This is a genomic window from Undibacterium sp. RTI2.2 (assembly GCF_035018705.1).
GTDB lineage: Bacteria > Pseudomonadota > Gammaproteobacteria > Burkholderiales > Burkholderiaceae_D > Undibacterium.
In genome coordinates this window covers 1-19,029 of record NZ_JASJXN010000058.1, presented here as the reverse complement: position 1 = coordinate 19,029, position 19,029 = coordinate 1, and the positions used below count along the sequence as shown (strand labels likewise).

The following is a 19,029-nucleotide window of genomic DNA, read 5'->3' as shown; positions in this document are numbered from 1 at the left end:
CGGCAGTGAATGCGACGCGTTGGAAGTTAGTGAGCGAATTGAAATCAACAGGCCTGTCGGTTGAAACGTGGAGTGGTGGTCGTACCAAGTTCAATCGGTGCACGCACCATATTCCAAAAACGCATGCGCTCGATGCCGTGTGTGTAGGCACAGTGCGCGCAGTCGTTGATTGGAATCGTCCGACATTGACGATCAAGTGTTCTGGTCGCGGAAGCTATCAGCGCACACGCTTAGACCAGTATGGCTTTCCGCGTGGGTTCCTCATGCGTCAAAAGCAGGTACGTGGTTTCCAGACAGGCGACATGGTTAAAGCCATCGTTATTAAAGGCAAGAAAACAGGATCTTATAGCGGGCGGGTCGCTATTCGCGCAATAGGCAGTTTTAATATTCAAACATCGCAAGGTGTCGTACAAGGGATCTCTCACCGTCACTGCAGAGTCACGCAGCGTGGTGATGGGTATGGTTATTCACAGGTGGCTAAATTAGTCGTGATCGGTACTCCACCAAAGCAAAGGAACGCGTCGCGTCCCGCGCTCTGCCTCCCCGGCCTGAACGCCAAGGTTTCACGCGCTTTATGATGAGCGAACTACTCTCACCGCGGTACCTCGAAGTATGGATTTATGGCGAATTGGTTGGATGGCTTTGTGAGGCTGGCCGTGTAACACGTTTCGTTCCAGCGGAACGCTACTTGATCGACAAAGAACGCCCTACTCTCTCGCTCTCTTTAACTATACCGAACGAAGAGAAAATTAATCAAGAAATCCTCCAAAACTCCTTTCATCGGGCAATGTATCGGGAGCGCGGTGAATTGCCCCCCTTCTTTGCCGGCCTACTACCTGAAGGTCCGTTACGTGAGCGCTTGGAAGCAACGCGTAAAGATAAGCGAGACTGTGATGACTTTGGAGTCTTGGCTGCGGCCGGCGAAGATCTCCCCGGCGCGGTAAAAATCGTTCCCGCCAATATTGATAACTTGACCGCTTCGGCGCGTGCTATCGGAGTTACTGGGGGATCAGATAATCTTGAAATATGCGTGCCTGAGGCAGCAACGGAAGGTGCTGCTTCAGTCTCGGGTTTTCAAAACAAAATTGCTCTATCAAGTGCGAAAGAAGGCCGCACTTACACGCTGCCTTTCCATGGAAAGTTATCTGACATTATTGCAAAATTGCCAGCACCAAACAACGATTCAATGGTCTTTAACGAATATTCAGCGATGATGTTGGCAGCATCTGCAGGGGTGCGTATCGCAACGTGTAAGCCCCAACAGATGAAAACCATCACGCGCCTTCCTGAACTAGTAACGCAACTCGGTGAGAACACCCACTTTCTTGCGGTTGATCGCTTTGATCGTCGGCCGGGTGGTCCTGTTCATATTGAAGATGGTTGTCAAATGCTTTCTTTGATGCCAAACGAGAAGTATGCCAGCGAGAGTAAATACATTTCTTTCTTGCGTATTCTCGATCGCATTAGTGCGAACGGGATTGAGGACGTGCGGCAGTTCTTTATCCGGCAAGTAGTTAATACATTGATCGGTAACTGTGACGCGCATCTAAAGAATTTTTCCCTTATCTATGACAACGGAATCATCCCGCAGCTGTCACCGGCATACGATATTGTGTGCGTAGTTGGATTACCCAATTTCGAAGGATTTGCTACCAATGTGGCTATCGACAAATTACAGAGACAGCAGACGATCGATACGTATAAGCAAATTGCCAAAGAAGCCAACATATCTGAAAGGATTGCTATCAGAGCGGTCAAAGATGCGGTGGAAATGGCACAGGACTCATGGCCCGACCGAATGAAGGTGCTAAACACGCCATCAGATATTCAAAAAATCATTCGCGCCCGGTTAAAGACGTTACCTCTGGCTAACATATAGCTTAAAAACAAGTGCCAAGCTGCATTCGCCCAGCCACGGAAATACCATTAAAATTGTCATTTCGCCTAAGCATAGGTCTTGCATATGCAAACCAAATCAACTATATTGGATTTATTATCAATATGAATATGTCAATCTTATGCGAACAGTGTCAATTTTTAAGAACGGAAACAATCAAGCGATTCGCTTACCTGCTGACATGTCTTACGAAGGTTTGGGAGAGTTGGAAATTACGCGGAGAGGCGACACCATCACCTTGCGGCCTGTTCGCCCTAGCTGGTTGTCACTAGCCGAGTTACCAAAGGCTGATTCTGGCTTTTTGCAAACACGTCCAAACGTTATCAGTGATGAAGGCAGGTTCACTCTGTGACCACTTACATGCTGGATACATGCATTTGCTCCTTCATTATGAGAGAGCACCCTGCGGCTGTTTTGCAGCGTTTGGCTGACGTGGCTTCAACAAATAATCAAATCGTCATTTCTGCAATTACCTACGCCGAAATGCGTTACGGGCAAATCGGAAAGAAGGCATCGCCCAAGCACAAAACATTAGTTGATGAATTTGTAAAACGTCTACATGAGGTCTTGCCCTGGGATCAGGCCGCCGTTGACGCGACAGTAAAAGTTAAAACTGAACTCACCAAGGCTGGCTTGGTAATTGGTGAGAACGATATCGCTATTGCTGGTCACGCAATTGCAGCAGATTGTGTGGTACTAACAAATAATATTCGTGAATTTAGCCGCGTTTCAGGTCTGTCTTACGAAGATTGGGTTCGCTCAGGAAAATAAAGTCAAATGAGGAATATAAAATGTTTTCAACAGCAAAAAATGAATTGCGTGAGTTAATGCTTTTAGTGCGCGAACTCGCGGTATATGACACAACATTGGCGACGAACTCAGCAATTACGCCCAGCGATGAGAGGCGAGCAGATCGCCGGTTGAAAGAGTTGCGCATGATTCATTTACAGACTAAGTACGAGTTGATTTAGCAAGTCTGGATGGTTATTGTCCTTGATGCGGCAAACTATGGTCGATGTTATTCGCAGTTTTTGCTTTTATTATTTATTTTTAAAATTTCCCAATTTTGAATTTAAAAACAATCGCAGATAATAGAACACGTGTCGCTTAGTCAGGGTGGATTGGAGAAAAATTGTATGGAATTAAATATAGAAAAGCTTCGGGAAGCAACTCACAGAACACGTGCAGATTTGGGAACAACTGGTACAAACTATCCGGATATTTGCGGTATTATGTAGCAGCCGCACAAAGCTTTTTCCAAGCTCAACGTTGACGTGCTGGCCGACTTATTCTTAGCCAATCTCTCATTTTATCCGATTTGCGCGTAAAACCCCGTCGTTCAGGGCGGGGATGTAAGCGCGGAAGGCGAAGCCTTCCTTGTCTTGGACTTTCGGTTTAATGCGGCGTTTGCTGTTGCTCGATGTACTTGCGAATCACAGCAATAGGCGCACCTCCGCAGCTTCCAGCGAAGTAGCTAGGCGACCACAGCGCACCGCCCCAGAGTTTCTTGCGGATGTTCGGATAGTTCTTCTTCCGAATCATCAAGCTTGATATTCCCTTGAGGCTGTTCACAAGCTTTGACACTGCCACTTTAGGCGGATAGTTCACCAGTAGGTGAACGTGGTCGTCCTCGCCGTCGAACTCAACAAGCTCCGATTCAAAGTCCTTGCAGACACTAGCAAATATTGGGCGCAGATCATCAAGAATCTCTTTGGTGAATACCCCGCGCCGGTATTTTGTCACAAAGACCAAATGCACATGCATCATAAATACACAGTGTCTTCCAGTCCTAATATCGTTGTTGTCTTCGCTCATAGACCAGAGTATGATCGAACCATGCAAAGACTTCAAGCCTTTAAATACGAACTGATGCCAGACGGCGAACAGCAGCGCGATATGCGCCGCTTTGCTGGGTCGTGCAGGTTCGTCTATAACAAGGCTTTAGCATTGCAAAAAGAAAATCACGAAGCAGGAAACAAGTTCATCGGCTACGTGCCAATGGCGGCGAATCTGCCGATCTGGAAGCGTGAATCTGGTACGGAATGGCTCAAAGAAACGCCATCCCAGGCGCTGCAACATGCCCTGAAGGACTTGGACAAAGCCTACAGCAACTTCTTTGCCAAACGTGCCGACTTCCCGCGCTTTAAAAAGAAAGGCAGTGGCGACAGCTTCCGCTATCCCGACCCGAAACAGATCAAGCTCGATCAGGCCAACGACCGCATCCTCGTGCCGAAACTTGGCTGGATACGCTACCGCAACAGTCGTGATGTATTGGGCGAAGTGCGTAACGTCACGATAAGCCAATCAGGTGGCAAATGGTTCGCCTCGATCCAGACGCAGCGCGAAGTCGAACAGCCATTGCCCACGGCAACAAGCGCTATCGGCATCGATGTCGGCATTGCGCGGTTCGCCACCATGAGCGATGAGAGCTATATCGCGCCACTCAACAGCTTTAAGAAGCACCAGCAACGCCTTGCACGTTACCAACGGCGCATGAGCCATAAGGTGAAGTTCAGCAGTAACTGGAAAAAGGCAAAAGCCAAAGTCCAGAAGATTCACACCGGCATCGCTAACGCCAGAAAAGATTTCCTGCACAATACCACAACGACGATCAGCCAAAACCACGCGCTCGTATGCATTGAGGATTTGCAGGTACGGAATATGTCCAAGTCTTCCAAAGGCAATAGTGAACAGCACGGCAAGATGGTCAAGCAGAAGTCTGGCCTAAACCGTTCCATCCTCGATCAGGGCTGGGGCGAATTCAGGCGACAACTGGCGTATAAGGTGCAGTGGCACGGCGGCATGTTGCTTGCCGTTCCGCCGCACCACACCAGCCAGACGTGTCCATGCTGCGGCCATGTGTCGAAAGACAATCGGCAAACACAAGCAAAATTCTTGTGTGTCGATTGTGGCTACGAAAATCACGCCGATGTCGTTGGCGCGATCAATATTTTAGAGCGGGGATACCGCTTGTTAGCCTGTGGAGAGTCGGTGCAGTCAGACCGCTCAGTGAAGCAGGAACCCGCCGAAGCGACTCGCAAATCATCGCGCAGCGCCGTAGGAATCCCCGTCCTTTAGGGCGGGGAGGATGTCAAGTCTACTTAGTGCAATTAATTGCACGGAACAGTGCAATCTAACGACATACTTCGTGCAATCCTGTCCCAGCCCCGCCTAAAGTCCCCGTCAATTTTCCATGAACCTCATATTAGCTACTTAAATCACGTCCTTTCCGAAATTAGTCCGCAATTTAAAACGCTATCTTACGATGGCAGATGTAATTTTATTGCTATAACTAATTTTAGGAGCAGTGATGCTAACTACACGATCCAACTTCATATCTCGAATTTCAAAGCGGCTGGCTTCAGTTCTCGCCATCTCTTTAGTCGCAGCATCCATGTCTGCATGCGGTGGTGGGGGAGCCAATACTTCAGTCGTAGTCAATACGCCTGGTGTAGCGCTCTATACCTCTGCACCAGCTAGTGTCACCTTGGCGTTAGGCGCGTCTGCGGTTTATACGATTGGTGGGGGAGGGGGTACGTCCAAATTCACCACCTACACGGCAACCTCTAGTAACCCTGACATATTGACTGTCACGTTGAATGTCGATTCAATGATCATCACAGGTAATAAATCAGGATCAGTGACGGTATCTGTAAAAGATTCAGTTGGTGGTTCTGTTAGCATCCCAGTCACTGTTGGTATATCAACTGCACTAGCCATCCAAGCACCAGCGTCGGTCACACTTGTAAACGGAATTCAGACGAACTATAAAATAACTGGCGGTACCCAGCCATATACTGTCGTTAGCAGCAATATCGGAGTCGTTTCTGCGGTGATTGCATCGGCCGGAGATACATTGTCCTTGACTGGTGTTGGCACAGGCGGCGCACAGATCGTTGTCTACGACGCAAAACTCGCCTCAACTACGGTAGCCACGGTAGTAGCTCAGAATGGTTCTCCGTCTCAATTGTTCACTACCGCACCTAGCATTATCAGTTTGTCAGTCGGTGGTGTCATTCCCAGCTATCAGATCGGTGGTGGGACACCCCCATATACCATCACAAGTAATTCGCCTGATATTTTTGAGGCTTCGTTAGCTGGTAGTGCTTTCACTATTCGAGGTAAAGCCCTAGGATTTGGCCTTGTTGCAGTCAAAGATGCTGTTGGATCTTCCGTTAATGTGAATGTTTCCATCGTATCGGGCAGTGTTACTGTACCTTTTTACACTACAGCACCTTCGTCGGTAGTGCTTAAAACAGGTGATGTTGTTAATTACGCGCTGGCTGGTGGAACTCCTCCTTATTCTTTAGTAACAAGTAATCAATCCGTAGTTGGTGTTTCTGTCACACAAGCTACAGGCGCGATCACTTTCAACGGAATAGCCCCCGGTTTTGCCACAGTTCTAGCACGCGACTCCGTAGGCGCCGTGTCATCCATTGCCGTTACAGTGGCTAGCTCAACAACAGTTCAACCCCCAGTCGCATTATTTACTTCATCACCTAGTGACATTGTCTTGCAAGCAGGTACAACTTCCAACTTCACGATCGGCGGCGGTTCTGGTGGTTATACCGTCTCAGCAAGTAATTTAGCAGTGACAGCAGTCGCGATGGTTGATAACAGTACGTTTAGTATTACTTCTAACAACGTTGGAACCTCCACGGTATTTCTGAAAGATTCTAGTGGCGGGGCTGTAAAAATAAACGTAACTGTCGCCAACCCACGGACAAGTCCAATCGATTTATATACGACGGCACCTTCGACGCTGGTTGCAAAATCAGGTTCAACATACCGTTTTGCTGTCCAGGGTGGTACCGGACCCTATACCGTAACGTCAAGCAATCCTTCATCCTCCCTAGTGGCAATATCAGGTAGTGTTTTGTTAATTTCAGGCGCAGTACCCGGCACTAGTAATGTGTTTGTAAAGGATGCGAACGGCGCTACTGTAGTCATCGTCGTGACCGTTTCCTAAATAGCAATAAATCGAAAGGGCGGCAAATAAGGCAGTGTTATCGCCTTATTTGCCGCCCTTTTTTTATCACACTGATATTGGCGCACTTTATTTTGCTTCTTGACGTTCATTTTTTAGAAAAACCATGAAAACTTCTTATTTCCTGCTATTGAGACAACTTGTCTTTTTCTCGGTTGTGTTGTTCTCTGGTTTTTTGCCTGCTCAAGAAGCATCTGCACAAAACAAAGAAATCAGTTGCTCGCCTTATTCGATCCCACTTGCAGGCATCCCCTGTGGTGAAGGTATGACCGGTACCAAATTTCCGCTCCGGGTTAAAGAATGCCCAAGCGGCATTGTGACCGACGGTCGTACCTTCAACACTGACAACTGTAAGCAAGCTGGTACTTCTTCACAAATTGATTTATATGCCACCAACTGCAACATTACGCCTACAGCTGTTGGGTGCGCGCCGGCTCCGACCATGAAAAGCTGTGACGTGGGTCGGCATTGGTCGCTGGCTGGTAGCAAGATTGCCCACTGTGTCGACGATGATATGGCTTGCCCATGGAGTTTTTCTCTACAGCATGATTTTTTAGGCAATCCATCTTGCGTCCAAAATACCTGCGCAGCACCTCTAGTGTTGCAAGGCGATGGCATTTCGTGCGTGTGTCCGACCGGCATGGTTCTACAAGGTAATGTGTGCGTTGTTCCGTGTTCACCAACGACAGTTCAACAAACAATAAGCTGCACAGGTGGTGCTACCGGTGTTCAAACTCGTGATGCCACTGCCACTTGCCCGAACGGTGCCATGTCGTATTCTGCCTGGGACACTTCTCATTGTGTTGCAAATCCTTGCCCTCCAACATCCATCACCACTGGTTCATGCAGAGCGCCATTAATTGGTACGACCGTTACTACTACTACCTACACACTCCAGAATGGCCGGTGCATCGGCAATGCAGTTCGTGACACTAGTGATTGTGCGATAGTTGCTCCTACCACGTGCGCCAATGGAGCCACTGATTTCCCGACGTGCACAACGCCATGTACGCCTAAATCGACCACCGAATTATTATATTGCCCCCTGGGATACACAGGCGAACAAACAAGGACTGCCACAGCCACTTGCCCGAATGGCACCATGACTTATACACCGTGGGACAGTTCAAAATGTGTGCCAATTACCTGCCCACCTCCCAAAGTGTCGACGGCGAGTTGCGCGTCCGGATTCTTTGGGTTTTCGATTATTACTACGACTTATTCAGCCCCGAATGGGATCTGCTCCGGTACTACTACTTCGGACAATTCCAACTGTTTCCCAAGTCAACCATCGACCTGCCCCAATGGTGCGAGTGACTACCCGACTTGCACACCGACTTGCCCTGCGAGCTACACCACCACGGGTCCATGTCCAAGTGGTCAGACGGGTCAAACCGTCACCAATACGACATTTACCGTACTGAATGGCAGCTGCACTCCATCACAAAACACCGATTGGAGCGCGTGCGCAACGCCTCCGCCAAGTACCTGTGCCAATGGCGGTAATGATTATCCAACCTGTACACCGCCGTGTACCCCAAGCACGTCAGTAGAAAATTCCTATTGTGCGTTGGGCTGGACTGGCTTTCAAACAAGAAGTGCCACCTATAATTGCCCGAATGGGAATATGACCTATTCTGGCTGGGATACCTCAAAATGTACCCCAGTGGTATGTCAGGCGCCCCAAGTGACCAACGGCAGTTGCCCAGCCGGTTATGCTGGTACCAGTACCATCACCACTACGTATTCTGCACCGAACGGTATTTGCGGCGGATCGACGTCTACTGATAATAGCAACTGCACATTGATCCCTCCACCGACCTGCGCCAATGGTGCCAGTGACTACCCCACTTGTACACCGACTTGCCCAGCCAGCTACACAACAACAGGTCAATGTCCAAGTGGTCAGACAGGGCAGACCGTGACCCATACCACTTACACAGTGATTAACGGTGCTTGTGTTTCCTCCCAAAATACAGACTGGAGCGGTTGCGCCAATCCACCGCCATCCACTTGTGCGAACGGGGGAAAGGACTTTCCGACGTGCACGCCGCCCTGCGCGCCAAGCACCACGATTCAAAGTTCGTATTGTGCATTGGGTTTTACTGGCTACCAAACTAGAAACGCGACGTCTAACTGCCCGAACGGCAACATAACTTACTCTGCGTGGGATACTAGTAATTGCACACCGATCGTTTGTGCTCCAACCCAAGTAAGTAATGGATTCTGCCCGACTGGCTATACTGGTTTGAGTATTGTGACGACCACTTATTCTGCACCGAATGGTATATGCGCAGGCTCTACCAGCACTGACAACAGCAATTGTGTCTTGATCCCAGCCCCTACTTGCGCCAATGGTGCCAGTGACTATCCGACCTGCACGCTGCCCTGCGCGCCTAGTTCGACGATCCAAAACGCTTATTGTGCATTGGGTTTTACTGGCTACCAAACAAGAACCGCGACGTCTAACTGTCCGTCTGGCAATATGACCTATTCTGGATGGGATACCTCTAAATGCGCGCCAGTGGTGTGCCAGTCCCCTCAAGTGACGAATGGGAGTTGTCCAGCTGGTTATACTGGTACCAGCATTACTACAACGACCTACTCGGCACCGAACGGCATTTGCTCAGGATCGACTACCACTGACAACAGCAATTGTATTCTGATCCCTGCACCGACCTGTGCCAATGGTGCCAGTGACTACCCAACCTGTACCCCAACTTGCCCTGCCAGTTACACGACCACAGGGCAATGCCCGAACGGTCAGACAGGACAAACTGTCACCAACACGACCTATACCGTCGTCAATGGTGCTTGTGTTTCCTCCCAAAACACGGACTGGAGCGGTTGCGCCAATCCACCACCATCCACTTGTGCCAATGGGGGAACGGACTTTCCGACGTGCACGCCGCCCTGCGCGCCTAGTTCGACGATCCAAAACGCGTATTGTGCATTGGGTTTTACTGGCTACCAAACAAGAACCGCGACGTCTAACTGTCCGTCTGGCAATATGACCTATTCTGGATGGGATACCTCTAAATGCGCGCCAGTGGTGTGCCAGTCCCCTCAAGTGACGAATGGGAGTTGTCCAGCTGGTTACACTGGTACCAGCATTACTACAACGACCTACTCGGCACCGAATGGCATTTGCTCAGGCTCGACTACCACTGACAACAGCAATTGTATTCTGATCCCTGCACCGACCTGCGCGAACGGTGCCAATGACTATCCCACTTGTACCCCAACTTGCCCTGCCAGTTACACAACCACAGGGCAATGCCCGAACGGTCAGACGGGACAAACTGTCACCAACACGACCTATACAGTCGTCAATGGTGCTTGTGTTTCCTCCCAAAATACAGACTGGAGCGATTGCGCCAATCCACCACCTAGTACCTGCTCGAATGGGGGAACGGACTTTCCGACCTGCACGCCGCCATGCGCGCCTAGTAGCACGATTCAAAGTTCGTATTGTGCGCTGGGTTTCACTGGCTACCAAACAAGAACCGCGACGTCTAACTGTCCGTCTGGCAATATAACCTACAGCAATTGGGACACCTCAAAATGTGCTCCAGTGGTATGTCAGCCACCGCAGGTAACGACCAGTGCCTGCCCAGCAGGTTACAGTGGCTTCAGCACAACCACCACCAGTTATTCAGCACCTGCGGGTATCTGTTCACCATCAACCACCACGGACAACAGCAAATGCGTGCTAATCCCTGCACCAACTTGCGCGAATGGTGCCAGCGACTACCCAATTTGCACACCGACTTGCCCGGCAAATTACACCACCAATGGGCAATGCCCACCTGGTCAAATAGGACAAACCTCCACGACGACGACGTATACAGTGATCAATGGAACCTGCACCCCATCACAAAACACGGACTGGAGCGGCTGCACCACCCCATGTAACACGACAACGAGCAATGAAGTTGCCGCGTGTGACCCGGGCAAGTCGGGCTACAAAACCCGCATCGTCAGCACGAACAGTTGCACGGGCAGCACCTACGGCGCATGGGACACCAGTGGTTGCATAAACAATGCGCCGGCCAAGTGCGCCAATGGCGCATCAGACTACCCAACCTGTACACCCACCTGCCCAAGTGCCGTTGAAAGTCTAGGCACTTGCCCAAGTGGACTAGTGGGTCAAACCATTGTCACCACCAGTTTTAATGTCGTGAATGGGGTATGCGTGCCGACGACCACGACCGACAAGCAGTTCTGTACACAGCCATGTACCACAACAACTGGCGTTGAGTCACAGGCATGTGGTACTGAATATACTGGCGACCAAACTAGAACGATCACCTCTAATTCATGCACAGGTGTTACATACTCAAATTGGGATCGTCAAAATTGTCACATTGATCCACCAAAAATTTGCGCCAACGAAGCAACCAACTACCCAACCTGTACAATCCCGAAAGCAAATTTCTATTGTGGATCCGTCAGTGGTTTTGATGCATCGAGAGGGGATGCACAGGCACAGGTAGGAGAAGCGTACATTTATCAGCCAGATGTCTTTAATTACGTAGGTGAAAGTAATTTTAATACCGCTTTAGGTTGTGGATATTCCGGCAAGGCATGGGACTTTCAGCTGGGTGGTAATGTTGTGGTCTGCCAGACCGGTTGCGGTCAGGGTGGCGGCAAAAAAGGCAATTCGCAATAAATATAAAAGCGCCAATCTTCAATAAGATTGGCGCTTTTTAATTGGTAAAAGTTGTTGGATTAACCCATTATTTAAAAACTAGGAATGTCGCCTGCCGCCGTCGTAAAGCTCCAAGAACAGCCGGGTGTTTTACCCGTCACAATTTTACCGCCTACGCAGGTAATATCATTGCCGTTCACAGAACCATGTAACACCATGTTGTAGGTAGTTGATGGCTTCAATTTCGTTTTTGACGTTAACCATGCTTCATTTTTTTGAATCAACTTATTTGGGTCATTCGCTGCGGTATAAACATACGCATTCAAAGCAATGCCTGTAGCCGCCTCAGTCATTGTAAAATCTTTCAATACCAAAGTTTGAGACGCTTCGATCACAAACGAAACTGGATACCCAACTTTGCCATGAATTACACCGTCAGTGAAATCTGGGAAAGGATTTGTTGTTTCATTGCGTGCTGATAAATCCACATTGGTTTGCTTATCCAAGGGGTAGGTCATTACGAAATCGCTAGCATTGCGTTGACCTGGATATTTTTTCTCTGCTGCTGCCAGAGTAATCGCGCTGGTATTATCACAGATACCAAAACAATACCGAGTCATACCCACGTCCGCAATATCTTGAAGCATTAAAATTTCACGGTGATAAACTGAATCGATTAGCCCTTGAATTACCCCGGACAGGGTATTTGAAATCCCTTGACCACCAGTGACACGATAATTCGTCGCGTAGCCAGCAAAGCTAGCCCGATCATAAATCGTGACACCTGTAAAACCTGGCTTAGTAGGATCTTCATCAAAACCACCAACGCGATTCAACACCAAATAATTCGCATGATTCTTAGTCGAAAGAGTCAATTCAGGCGAGTACGCCAACAGACCCAAGCCCAGACTTTGACGGAAGTTATTCAAATAATTGAACGCGTTTAATTCTTCTGATCCGACCGCGTAAGGCGGCGCTGGAACGGTCAACTGCAACTGTGCCGCTGTAACAGGCGCAGTGCAAGTCGGATAATCCGTACCGCCATTGCTGCAAGTCGAAACCACAGGTGTGGTCGGGGTAGAAGAACCCGAGCCGCCACCACCGCAAGCGGATAATCCAGCAACCGTCGCCAAGACCGACAAAGAGAGCAGGGAGCGCGTCGCTGCAGAGGGAGAAAAGCGAGAAGATGATTGAGTCATGATAAAACCTTTTTAGTAAGTGAATCTGAGCACTATCCTCAGACTGTCTTGATCGCCCCAGTGGCGACGACATAACTTCATGGTACGCATAAATAAAATAAGTCAAATCGCCAAAAAATTCGTTCGCTACAGAAAATAACCGCCAAAAAAGCGACACAAATCAGCGTAAAAAAAGCGTAAAAAAAAGCACGACAGAGCCGTGCTGAAAGTACAAAAGGAAAGTCACAAACAAAAGAAAACCACATTAAAAACAACCAACGCTCCAACACACACACAACAACACACACAACAACACACACAACAACACACACAACAACACACAACAACACCCACAACAACACAAGAAATCACGTAATAAAATCATCAAAGCGAAAAAGTCAAACTATCGTAAAAAAGGCGTTTAGCTGACCATCAAGCGGCCAAGGGGGAGCGACGTTTGCAAGCCTCACAATGGTAGTCATGAGAAAACTCTTTCTTCTCATCTGTGTTCGACAACAGATAATTACCCTTACATTTCCGGCATGCCGCCACATACATCATCCCTGACCCTGACTGTACGCCATTAACCAAGACACCCATACGATCAATGGGCAAAGGATCTGCGCCTGCCAACATGGTGTACCAGCTATAGCTTGCAATAATACTATGAATATGCGGTAAACCGGCATCATAGGCGAGTCGATACAACAATAAATAAAAAGAACTATGCGCGCGTCGGCGTTCGGTTAAAAATACCAGCCAGTGGCACTGGGTAATTTACCGCAAGAGGAACTGGTGCCTAAAATGCGATGATACATTTCCCGCATTTTGGCGTTATGCAAATTCGGGATGAGGGTGGTAATGATGGTCGAGCGCATTTTAAACCGTACCAGGTGTTCGGCCAGAGGATAAACGGTTTCGGAACGATAAGTGGTGCCCAGCGCGGACAGTTTGGGCAATTGATCGAGCGCCAATGGCGAGGAGCGGATCAGATAATGGATCCAATCGATTTCGGATACGGACTCATCGTCAGAATTAGCGCCTAATTTTGTCCGAGACCTTGGTCCCGAGCCGGATTCTGCCGTGGTTTTGCTTTGTAACTTACCATCCGTATTGGACTCCACGGCAGTACTGGTACTACTACGAACCAGACTCAGACTCGGCGGCAGTGCTGGCAAAGAGAGGGTTGAAAATCGCCACTGGAACAGGGGCAATTTAAAGCGCATCGCATTATTCTTTTGTTCGACCGTGACTTCGCGCAAGAGCGAGATCACCTCGGAACTGACACCCAATTCGAGGACGGCGAGGGGAGAATTCTTGGCCACATGAATGAGATGATTCAGATAAAACTTATTCTGGTATTTGATTTCGGTACCTAACTGCTGATTCTGGGAGGAGGGTGCCAAGCTAAACGAGTTCGTCAGTTTCGTGATGTCCCCGAAGAAGAGTTCGTTCCATTCGGTTATTTTAGTCAGTACCGGTAGCACACAAAGAATTGGCGAGTTCAGCAACTGGTTTTTTAACTCAAAATCGCGGCTTAGATGATTGATGGTCGTGGTCGATAACTTGTGTATATTGTACCATTTGGGGTTTTCACTATCCATTGCCACCATCAGATTAAATAAATCTGAATTTAATTCAAAGCAATCTGATTTGTAATCTGGTGACGCTGTTAATAGCAAATCCATTTTCCGACCCTACCCATTTAATTAAGCAATTTGACGTAAAAGATCCGAACTTAACTGAGCACACATATCTGCCATCTTTATAACGACGTCTTTATGTTGTTTCAAATCTTCGGATCGAACACGATTAAAAATTCCAACTTGCTTCAACGCAAGGTCTGAATAACTGCTATGGAGTTCAAGTAGGACTGAATTGAGAGCGGTCGCGTCCATCAGCTGCTTTTGTATTTTGCCAAGTTCATTTTCAGCATTTTTATATTCCAACTGCTTTGCTGCTAACTTTTCTTCAATATCGTTGATTGATTCTTCTACTGAGGTGTAGCCTGTAGGAGGAACCTCGACTTCCACTTTGATTGTTTCTTGTATTGATTTCTTCTTGGCATCAGCTAATTGGCCTTCTAACGCTTTGACTTCATCGCGAGTTGCGTTGAGCATGCGAGTAATATTACTTTCACTGTCTTGAATGTCACGCATTCTAGTGATTGAGTTTTCAAGATTGATACTTTTCAGTTCTAAGTCTTTTTCAACTTGTGACTTTTCTAGTCTGGTTTGCGACAAATTCCGTTCTAAGCCCTTAAGTTTTTCCTCCATGCTAACGAGTTCTTCTCGGTTTTCTTCCAAGATATTATCGCCATCCCGTTTAGCTATTATCAAATCCACTAATGCTTTAACTTGTGATCTCGTTAGTTTTTTATCTTGAACGAGGTTATCTCGAATGTCATCAAGCTCATCTTTTGATAATCGGTTTAATTGCATTAAGGTTGAAACAGGCAGTCTTTCAAAAACAGGATCTTCTTTAAGAAAATGATTTGATAACTGCATCATTTGATAACCCCATGTTTTTTTCTTGCCGAAGCGTTTATCACAAATTAGTTGGAATAATTCACTTACTCGATTAACAAAGCATTCTGCCCCTAATGCATTATGGATATGTAGTAAGTTGCGCCCAATCTCGATAGCGCTCATTTTTATCTTAGCTTCTTCATTATCGATTTGTGTTGCATAACTTTCAAGCGATGCCAAAATCTCTTTTGGTATCTGCATGGCTAAATCATCCGGTAATACCGAAACAATCGTGTTATTTGCAATAGTATTAAAAGTCGTAAGTTCCATGTTTAGCTCTCTCTTAAGTTTATTTGCTGAGTTTCACCGAAAATGAAAATGTTGAAATGTTGAAAGCCACATAAAAAACGAGTTCATATCATGTCTGACATATTATGGAAACGGTTATGAAAAATCAATCAAGAAGTTTTAAAAACGGTTATTAAAACGTATTAATATCGTTTTAAATTTAATTTATGCATTAAATAACAACAAATATGAACTTAATGGCTATAAAAACGTCATAAAGATTAATAAATAAGTAATTAAAACCCTCTCATATGCAATTGTTAATTTTGGAAACTGTTTTTTAAATGTCTTTAAGCTTTCTATATAACGATTTACAATCACTACCAAACACATTTTTAGGTATTAGACATGGAATCATCGGCTCAAATTAATGTCCTTTTAGCGGATGATCAGCAGCTCTTATTGCTGATGTATAAGCAAGTGTTGGAAGGATTTGGGATGAATATTGTAGGAATGTGTAAATCACCTGCAGATGTTGAAGATTTATATAAGAAACTACGACCCCATGTTGTTTTATTAGATATTCGGTTTGGAGGAGATAAAACGGGCTTCGACGCAATGCAAGCGATTTTGGAGTTTGATGAAAGAGCCAACATTGTGGTTATTTCTCAATTCGATTTGGGGCCTTACATATCCAGAGCCTATGCGTTGGGTGCGAGGTCCTTTCTTACTAAAGACTGTGAACCAGAAACACTCTGTACCGCAGTGAAAATGGCAAGCATCGGAAAGAGGTATCACATGCCCGCGATCACGGAAAAAGTCATGGACTTATTGACCAACCCTGACCCTGACCCTAAAGCGGTGTTGTCCCAAAGTGATTTTGAGATTTTTATGTTGCTTGCTGAGGGAAAAACTAATGCAGAAATTGCTTCGGAAAAAGGGTTGCAAATTGGGTTCGTATCAACCCATCGCCAAAAAATCCAAGATCTACTCAAGATAGATCGCCCTCAACAATTTAGTCGCCTCGCAATACGACATGGCCTTCTCGACCCTTAGCATTGACACTCTTAAATTATGGTTTTTTGCTCCAATCTCCAGAGCACGATGCCAAGCCTATGCTATCGTGGTATTGGTCATCTCACTCATCTTTCCAATCCCTGTTCTGGCCCAATCTAAGTTTCCATTTCCTGTTTATTTAACGGTCGAAAAAGAAGACGCCACAAAACGTGCTTCTTTAATAGCTGAAATACAAAGCAAGATAGTTGTTCAGAACTCTTCAAATAGCCTCGTCGATATTCGTGATGGTATTGTGATCGCGGTTGGTTACGACAGCCTGGCTAAATTGCTAGACGCTAAGGTAACTATTCCTATTTTAGCGATTGCGGTTTCAACTGCTAGCTATAAGGAGTTAGTGCAGAATGCGCCAAACGTTACCGTTATTTATAGCGATCCTTCTCCAGAATCCCAGTTTAAATTTATTCAGTTGTTGAGCGGCCGGCGCGAAAACCGAGTCGCTTTCATTTACTCTCCCAGAACAGAATTTCTTCGTGCAATCGTTCAATCAGATGCGGTTTCCACGAACACTCTATTGCAGCTAGAAAAAGTGAATAATGAAGAGGAAGTATATAAAGCCATTGGGTCTGTAACCGCGAGGTGGGTATTGGCTTATCCCGATAAGATTATCTACAATCAAACTACGGTCAGAAATGTATTATTGGGGCTGTACCAGAATAGTCAGCTTATCGTTGGATTCTCTAAGAATTTGGTCAGTGCCGGTGCCGTTGGCAGTGTACTGCCCACAGAAGAGGGCTATGCAAGGCAAGCCTTGGAAATGATTGCAAATTTTGCGGTGTCCAAAAAATTACCTTCTCCTACTTTTCCTAAATACACAAAAATCGTGATCAACGGGCCTGTAGCAAAATCACTCAATTATGTCATTAGCGATGAGTTAGAAAAAATAGCAGATGTTATTCGTTAATCCTTCCTTAAAGTCAAGGTTCATCTTAATTTCCGTTGCACCGACGATTTTGATGGCATTATTTTTCACGGTGATTGTTGGCATCATTTTAGTCGTTGAGTATGATAACCAGCTTAATGTCAGTACTCAAATTTTGAGTGAGACAACGGCTAGTTCAGCCGAATATGCCGTGAAGACAAAAAACACGGAAGAATTACATCGTCTGATTTGTGTCATCCTTTCACTCTCCAAAGACACGGCTTCTATTCAAATATTAGATATTCATTCTGATGAAATTACTCGCTGTGATCGAAAGTCATTTACTCCATCAGAATCAAATTTTCCTATGACTGTTCCCATTAACAGTTTCGTTGATGTCAATACGATGCGTAGAGACGATTCGGATTTTGATTCACCACAAATTCAGAAAAAAATTGGTTTTGTGCGTGTCATTACATCTCGTTTAAGCATGTACGAAAAATTGACTCTTTTATCGCTTAAATTATTTCTGACGCTCTTGCTTGTTGTGTTGGTCGGTGCCGTATTTTCTTATTTATTTTCTCGTCGATTAGCGTCGTCTATGGAAGAAATGTCGGAAGCTGCAATAAAAATAAGCGGTGGTCATTTTTATCCCAAATTCAAACAGATTTTGCCTGGTGAGTTTGGATTTTTACAAACCTCATTTTTAGAAATGGCGAGGAGGATAGGCGACTTCACAACCCAACTAGAAAATAAAGTCTCTCAAAGAACGGAAGACCTGCAAAAACAAAAATTATTGGTCGAGAGAGCCAATCAAGAGAAAAAACTATTAATTCAGCGGAACAACCAGGCTATTGAAAACGAACGTAAAAACATTGCCTTCGATTTGCATGACACGCTCAATACGATTGTGTTGTCCTTGATCGGCAATGCGAGACAAACCGCAAATTATTTAAAGAGATTCGATCATAATAATCTGATGACGACCCCTTTAGAGCTGTTGACGACGATTGAAAAAAACGCCAATTTCCTCTACTCGCTGTCAAGAGATCTCGTCACCAATCTCAGACCTGAAGTTTTAGATGAGTTCGGTCTTGGTGAAGCTTTGGGGTACCTCATCAGCAAACATAGCGAGTCTCATGATGGCTGCGTCTATACTTATCATCACTCTAAAAACTTCCCTCGCCTGAATTACGACTTCAATATTGTGATCTATCGAATCGTGCAGGAGTCACTGGCTAACATTACAAAACATGCCAAAGCAACTTTATGCAACATAGACATTAGCTGTGAGCTTATAGATGATATCTATAGTATTCAGTTATTGATTGAGGACAATGGTGTTGGTTTTGACTTGCAGCTGCCAACAGGAAGAACCGGCTTGGTCGGCATGAAAGAGAGGGCAGATGGGATTAATGCTGATTTATCGATGGTGTCAAAGGTAGGTATTGGTACCCAAATTAGCTTGGACGTCTTCATTAAAAAAAATAACTTTTAAATATTGATATTAAAAGAACAATTAACTCTATTTTCCGCAATTGCGGAAAAGGGGTCGATTTGTTTTAGGTGCAATAAGTGACGGTAGGAGATCGAGCACTGGCGTGGGGGTAGTTCTGTAAGTCAA

At 46.3% G+C, this 19,029-nt stretch carries 15 protein-coding genes and 1 pseudogene; 11 read left to right on the top strand and 5 right to left on the bottom strand.

Annotated features, from left to right (window positions below; genetic code table 11):
• From QN395_RS19735 to QN395_RS19715, 5 genes and pseudogenes are all read left to right on the top strand, one after another.
• A pseudogene (locus tag QN395_RS19735) lies at nucleotides 1-578 on the top strand (HNH endonuclease); the annotation flags it as partial.
• Nucleotides 578-1,879 carry a type II toxin-antitoxin system HipA family toxin gene (locus QN395_RS19730; protein WP_323493128.1) on the top strand — a complete coding sequence of 434 codons (1,302 nt, stop codon included), beginning with the start codon at nucleotides 578-580 and terminating at the stop codon, nucleotides 1,877-1,879. The pseudogene QN395_RS19735 and the gene QN395_RS19730, both read left to right, overlap by 1 nt.
• A gap of 139 nt (nucleotides 1,880-2,018) precedes the next feature.
• Nucleotides 2,019-2,249: a type II toxin-antitoxin system VapB family antitoxin gene (gene vapB / locus QN395_RS19725; protein ID WP_323493035.1), complete on the top strand. Its 231-nt coding sequence runs from the start codon at nucleotides 2,019-2,021 to the stop codon at nucleotides 2,247-2,249.
• Between the two features lie 8 nt (nucleotides 2,250-2,257).
• Nucleotides 2,258-2,668, top strand: a complete 411-nt coding sequence (locus QN395_RS19720; RefSeq protein WP_323493036.1) for a type II toxin-antitoxin system VapC family toxin — start codon at nucleotides 2,258-2,260, stop codon at nucleotides 2,666-2,668.
• Nucleotides 2,669-2,688: 20 nt separating this feature from the next.
• Nucleotides 2,689-2,868: a hypothetical protein gene (locus QN395_RS19715; protein WP_323493034.1), complete on the top strand. Its 180-nt coding sequence runs from the start codon at nucleotides 2,689-2,691 to the stop codon at nucleotides 2,866-2,868.
• Between the two features lie 424 nt (nucleotides 2,869-3,292).
• Here QN395_RS19715 and tnpA read toward each other — a convergent pair whose 3' ends face one another.
• Entirely contained in the window at nucleotides 3,293-3,712 is a 420-nt protein-coding gene (gene tnpA, locus QN395_RS19710; protein ID WP_322121766.1) for an IS200/IS605 family transposase, read from the bottom strand.
• A gap of 21 nt (nucleotides 3,713-3,733) precedes the next feature.
• On the opposite strand from tnpA, the gene QN395_RS19705 reads away from it, so the two are divergent.
• The 3 genes from QN395_RS19705 (at nucleotide 3,734) to QN395_RS19695 (ending at nucleotide 11,556) form a co-directional block, all read left to right on the top strand.
• Nucleotides 3,734-4,975, top strand: a complete 1,242-nt coding sequence (locus tag QN395_RS19705; RefSeq protein WP_322121767.1) for a transposase — start codon at nucleotides 3,734-3,736, stop codon at nucleotides 4,973-4,975.
• A 232-nt stretch (nucleotides 4,976-5,207) separates the two neighbouring features.
• A complete protein-coding gene (locus QN395_RS19700; protein WP_323492979.1) occupies nucleotides 5,208-6,866 on the top strand; it encodes a hypothetical protein in 1,659 nt (552 codons plus the stop codon).
• Nucleotides 6,867-6,990: 124 nt separating this feature from the next.
• A complete protein-coding gene (locus QN395_RS19695) occupies nucleotides 6,991-11,556 on the top strand; it encodes a hypothetical protein (protein ID WP_323493127.1) in 4,566 nt (1,521 codons plus the stop codon).
• Nucleotides 11,557-11,627: 71 nt separating this feature from the next.
• Here QN395_RS19695 and QN395_RS19690 read toward each other — a convergent pair whose 3' ends face one another.
• The 4 genes from QN395_RS19690 to QN395_RS19675 all read right to left on the bottom strand — a co-directional run bounded on the left by QN395_RS19690 (nucleotide 11,628) and on the right by QN395_RS19675 (nucleotide 15,511).
• Nucleotides 11,628-12,734, bottom strand: a complete 1,107-nt coding sequence (locus QN395_RS19690; RefSeq protein WP_323492868.1) for a CAP domain-containing protein — start codon at nucleotides 12,732-12,734, stop codon at nucleotides 11,628-11,630.
• A 411-nt stretch (nucleotides 12,735-13,145) separates the two neighbouring features.
• Complete coding sequence (locus QN395_RS19685) at nucleotides 13,146-13,421, bottom strand: hypothetical protein (protein WP_323492867.1); 276 nt, start codon at nucleotides 13,419-13,421, stop codon at nucleotides 13,146-13,148.
• Between the two features lie 38 nt (nucleotides 13,422-13,459).
• A complete protein-coding gene (locus QN395_RS19680) occupies nucleotides 13,460-14,401 on the bottom strand; it encodes a hypothetical protein (protein ID WP_323492866.1) in 942 nt (313 codons plus the stop codon).
• A 21-nt stretch (nucleotides 14,402-14,422) separates the two neighbouring features.
• Complete coding sequence (locus tag QN395_RS19675; protein WP_323492865.1) at nucleotides 14,423-15,511, bottom strand: hypothetical protein; 1,089 nt, start codon at nucleotides 15,509-15,511, stop codon at nucleotides 14,423-14,425.
• Between the two features lie 366 nt (nucleotides 15,512-15,877).
• Between QN395_RS19675 and QN395_RS19670 the strand changes: the two genes are divergently transcribed.
• The 3 genes from QN395_RS19670 to QN395_RS19660 are packed head-to-tail and all read left to right on the top strand — an operon-like array spanning nucleotide 15,878 to nucleotide 18,903.
• Complete coding sequence (locus QN395_RS19670) at nucleotides 15,878-16,525, top strand: response regulator transcription factor (protein WP_323492864.1); 648 nt, start codon at nucleotides 15,878-15,880, stop codon at nucleotides 16,523-16,525.
• On the top strand, nucleotides 16,506-17,447 hold the full coding sequence (locus tag QN395_RS19665; protein ID WP_323492863.1) for a hypothetical protein: 942 nt from the start codon (nucleotides 16,506-16,508) through the stop codon (nucleotides 17,445-17,447). Before QN395_RS19670 ends, QN395_RS19665 begins: the two co-directional genes overlap by 20 nt.
• A 52-nt stretch (nucleotides 17,448-17,499) precedes the next feature.
• Nucleotides 17,500-18,903 (top strand): hypothetical protein, encoded by a 1,404-nt coding sequence (locus tag QN395_RS19660; RefSeq protein ID WP_323492862.1) that lies wholly within the window; start codon nucleotides 17,500-17,502, stop codon nucleotides 18,901-18,903.
• Nucleotides 18,904-19,029: the final 126 nt, after the last annotated feature.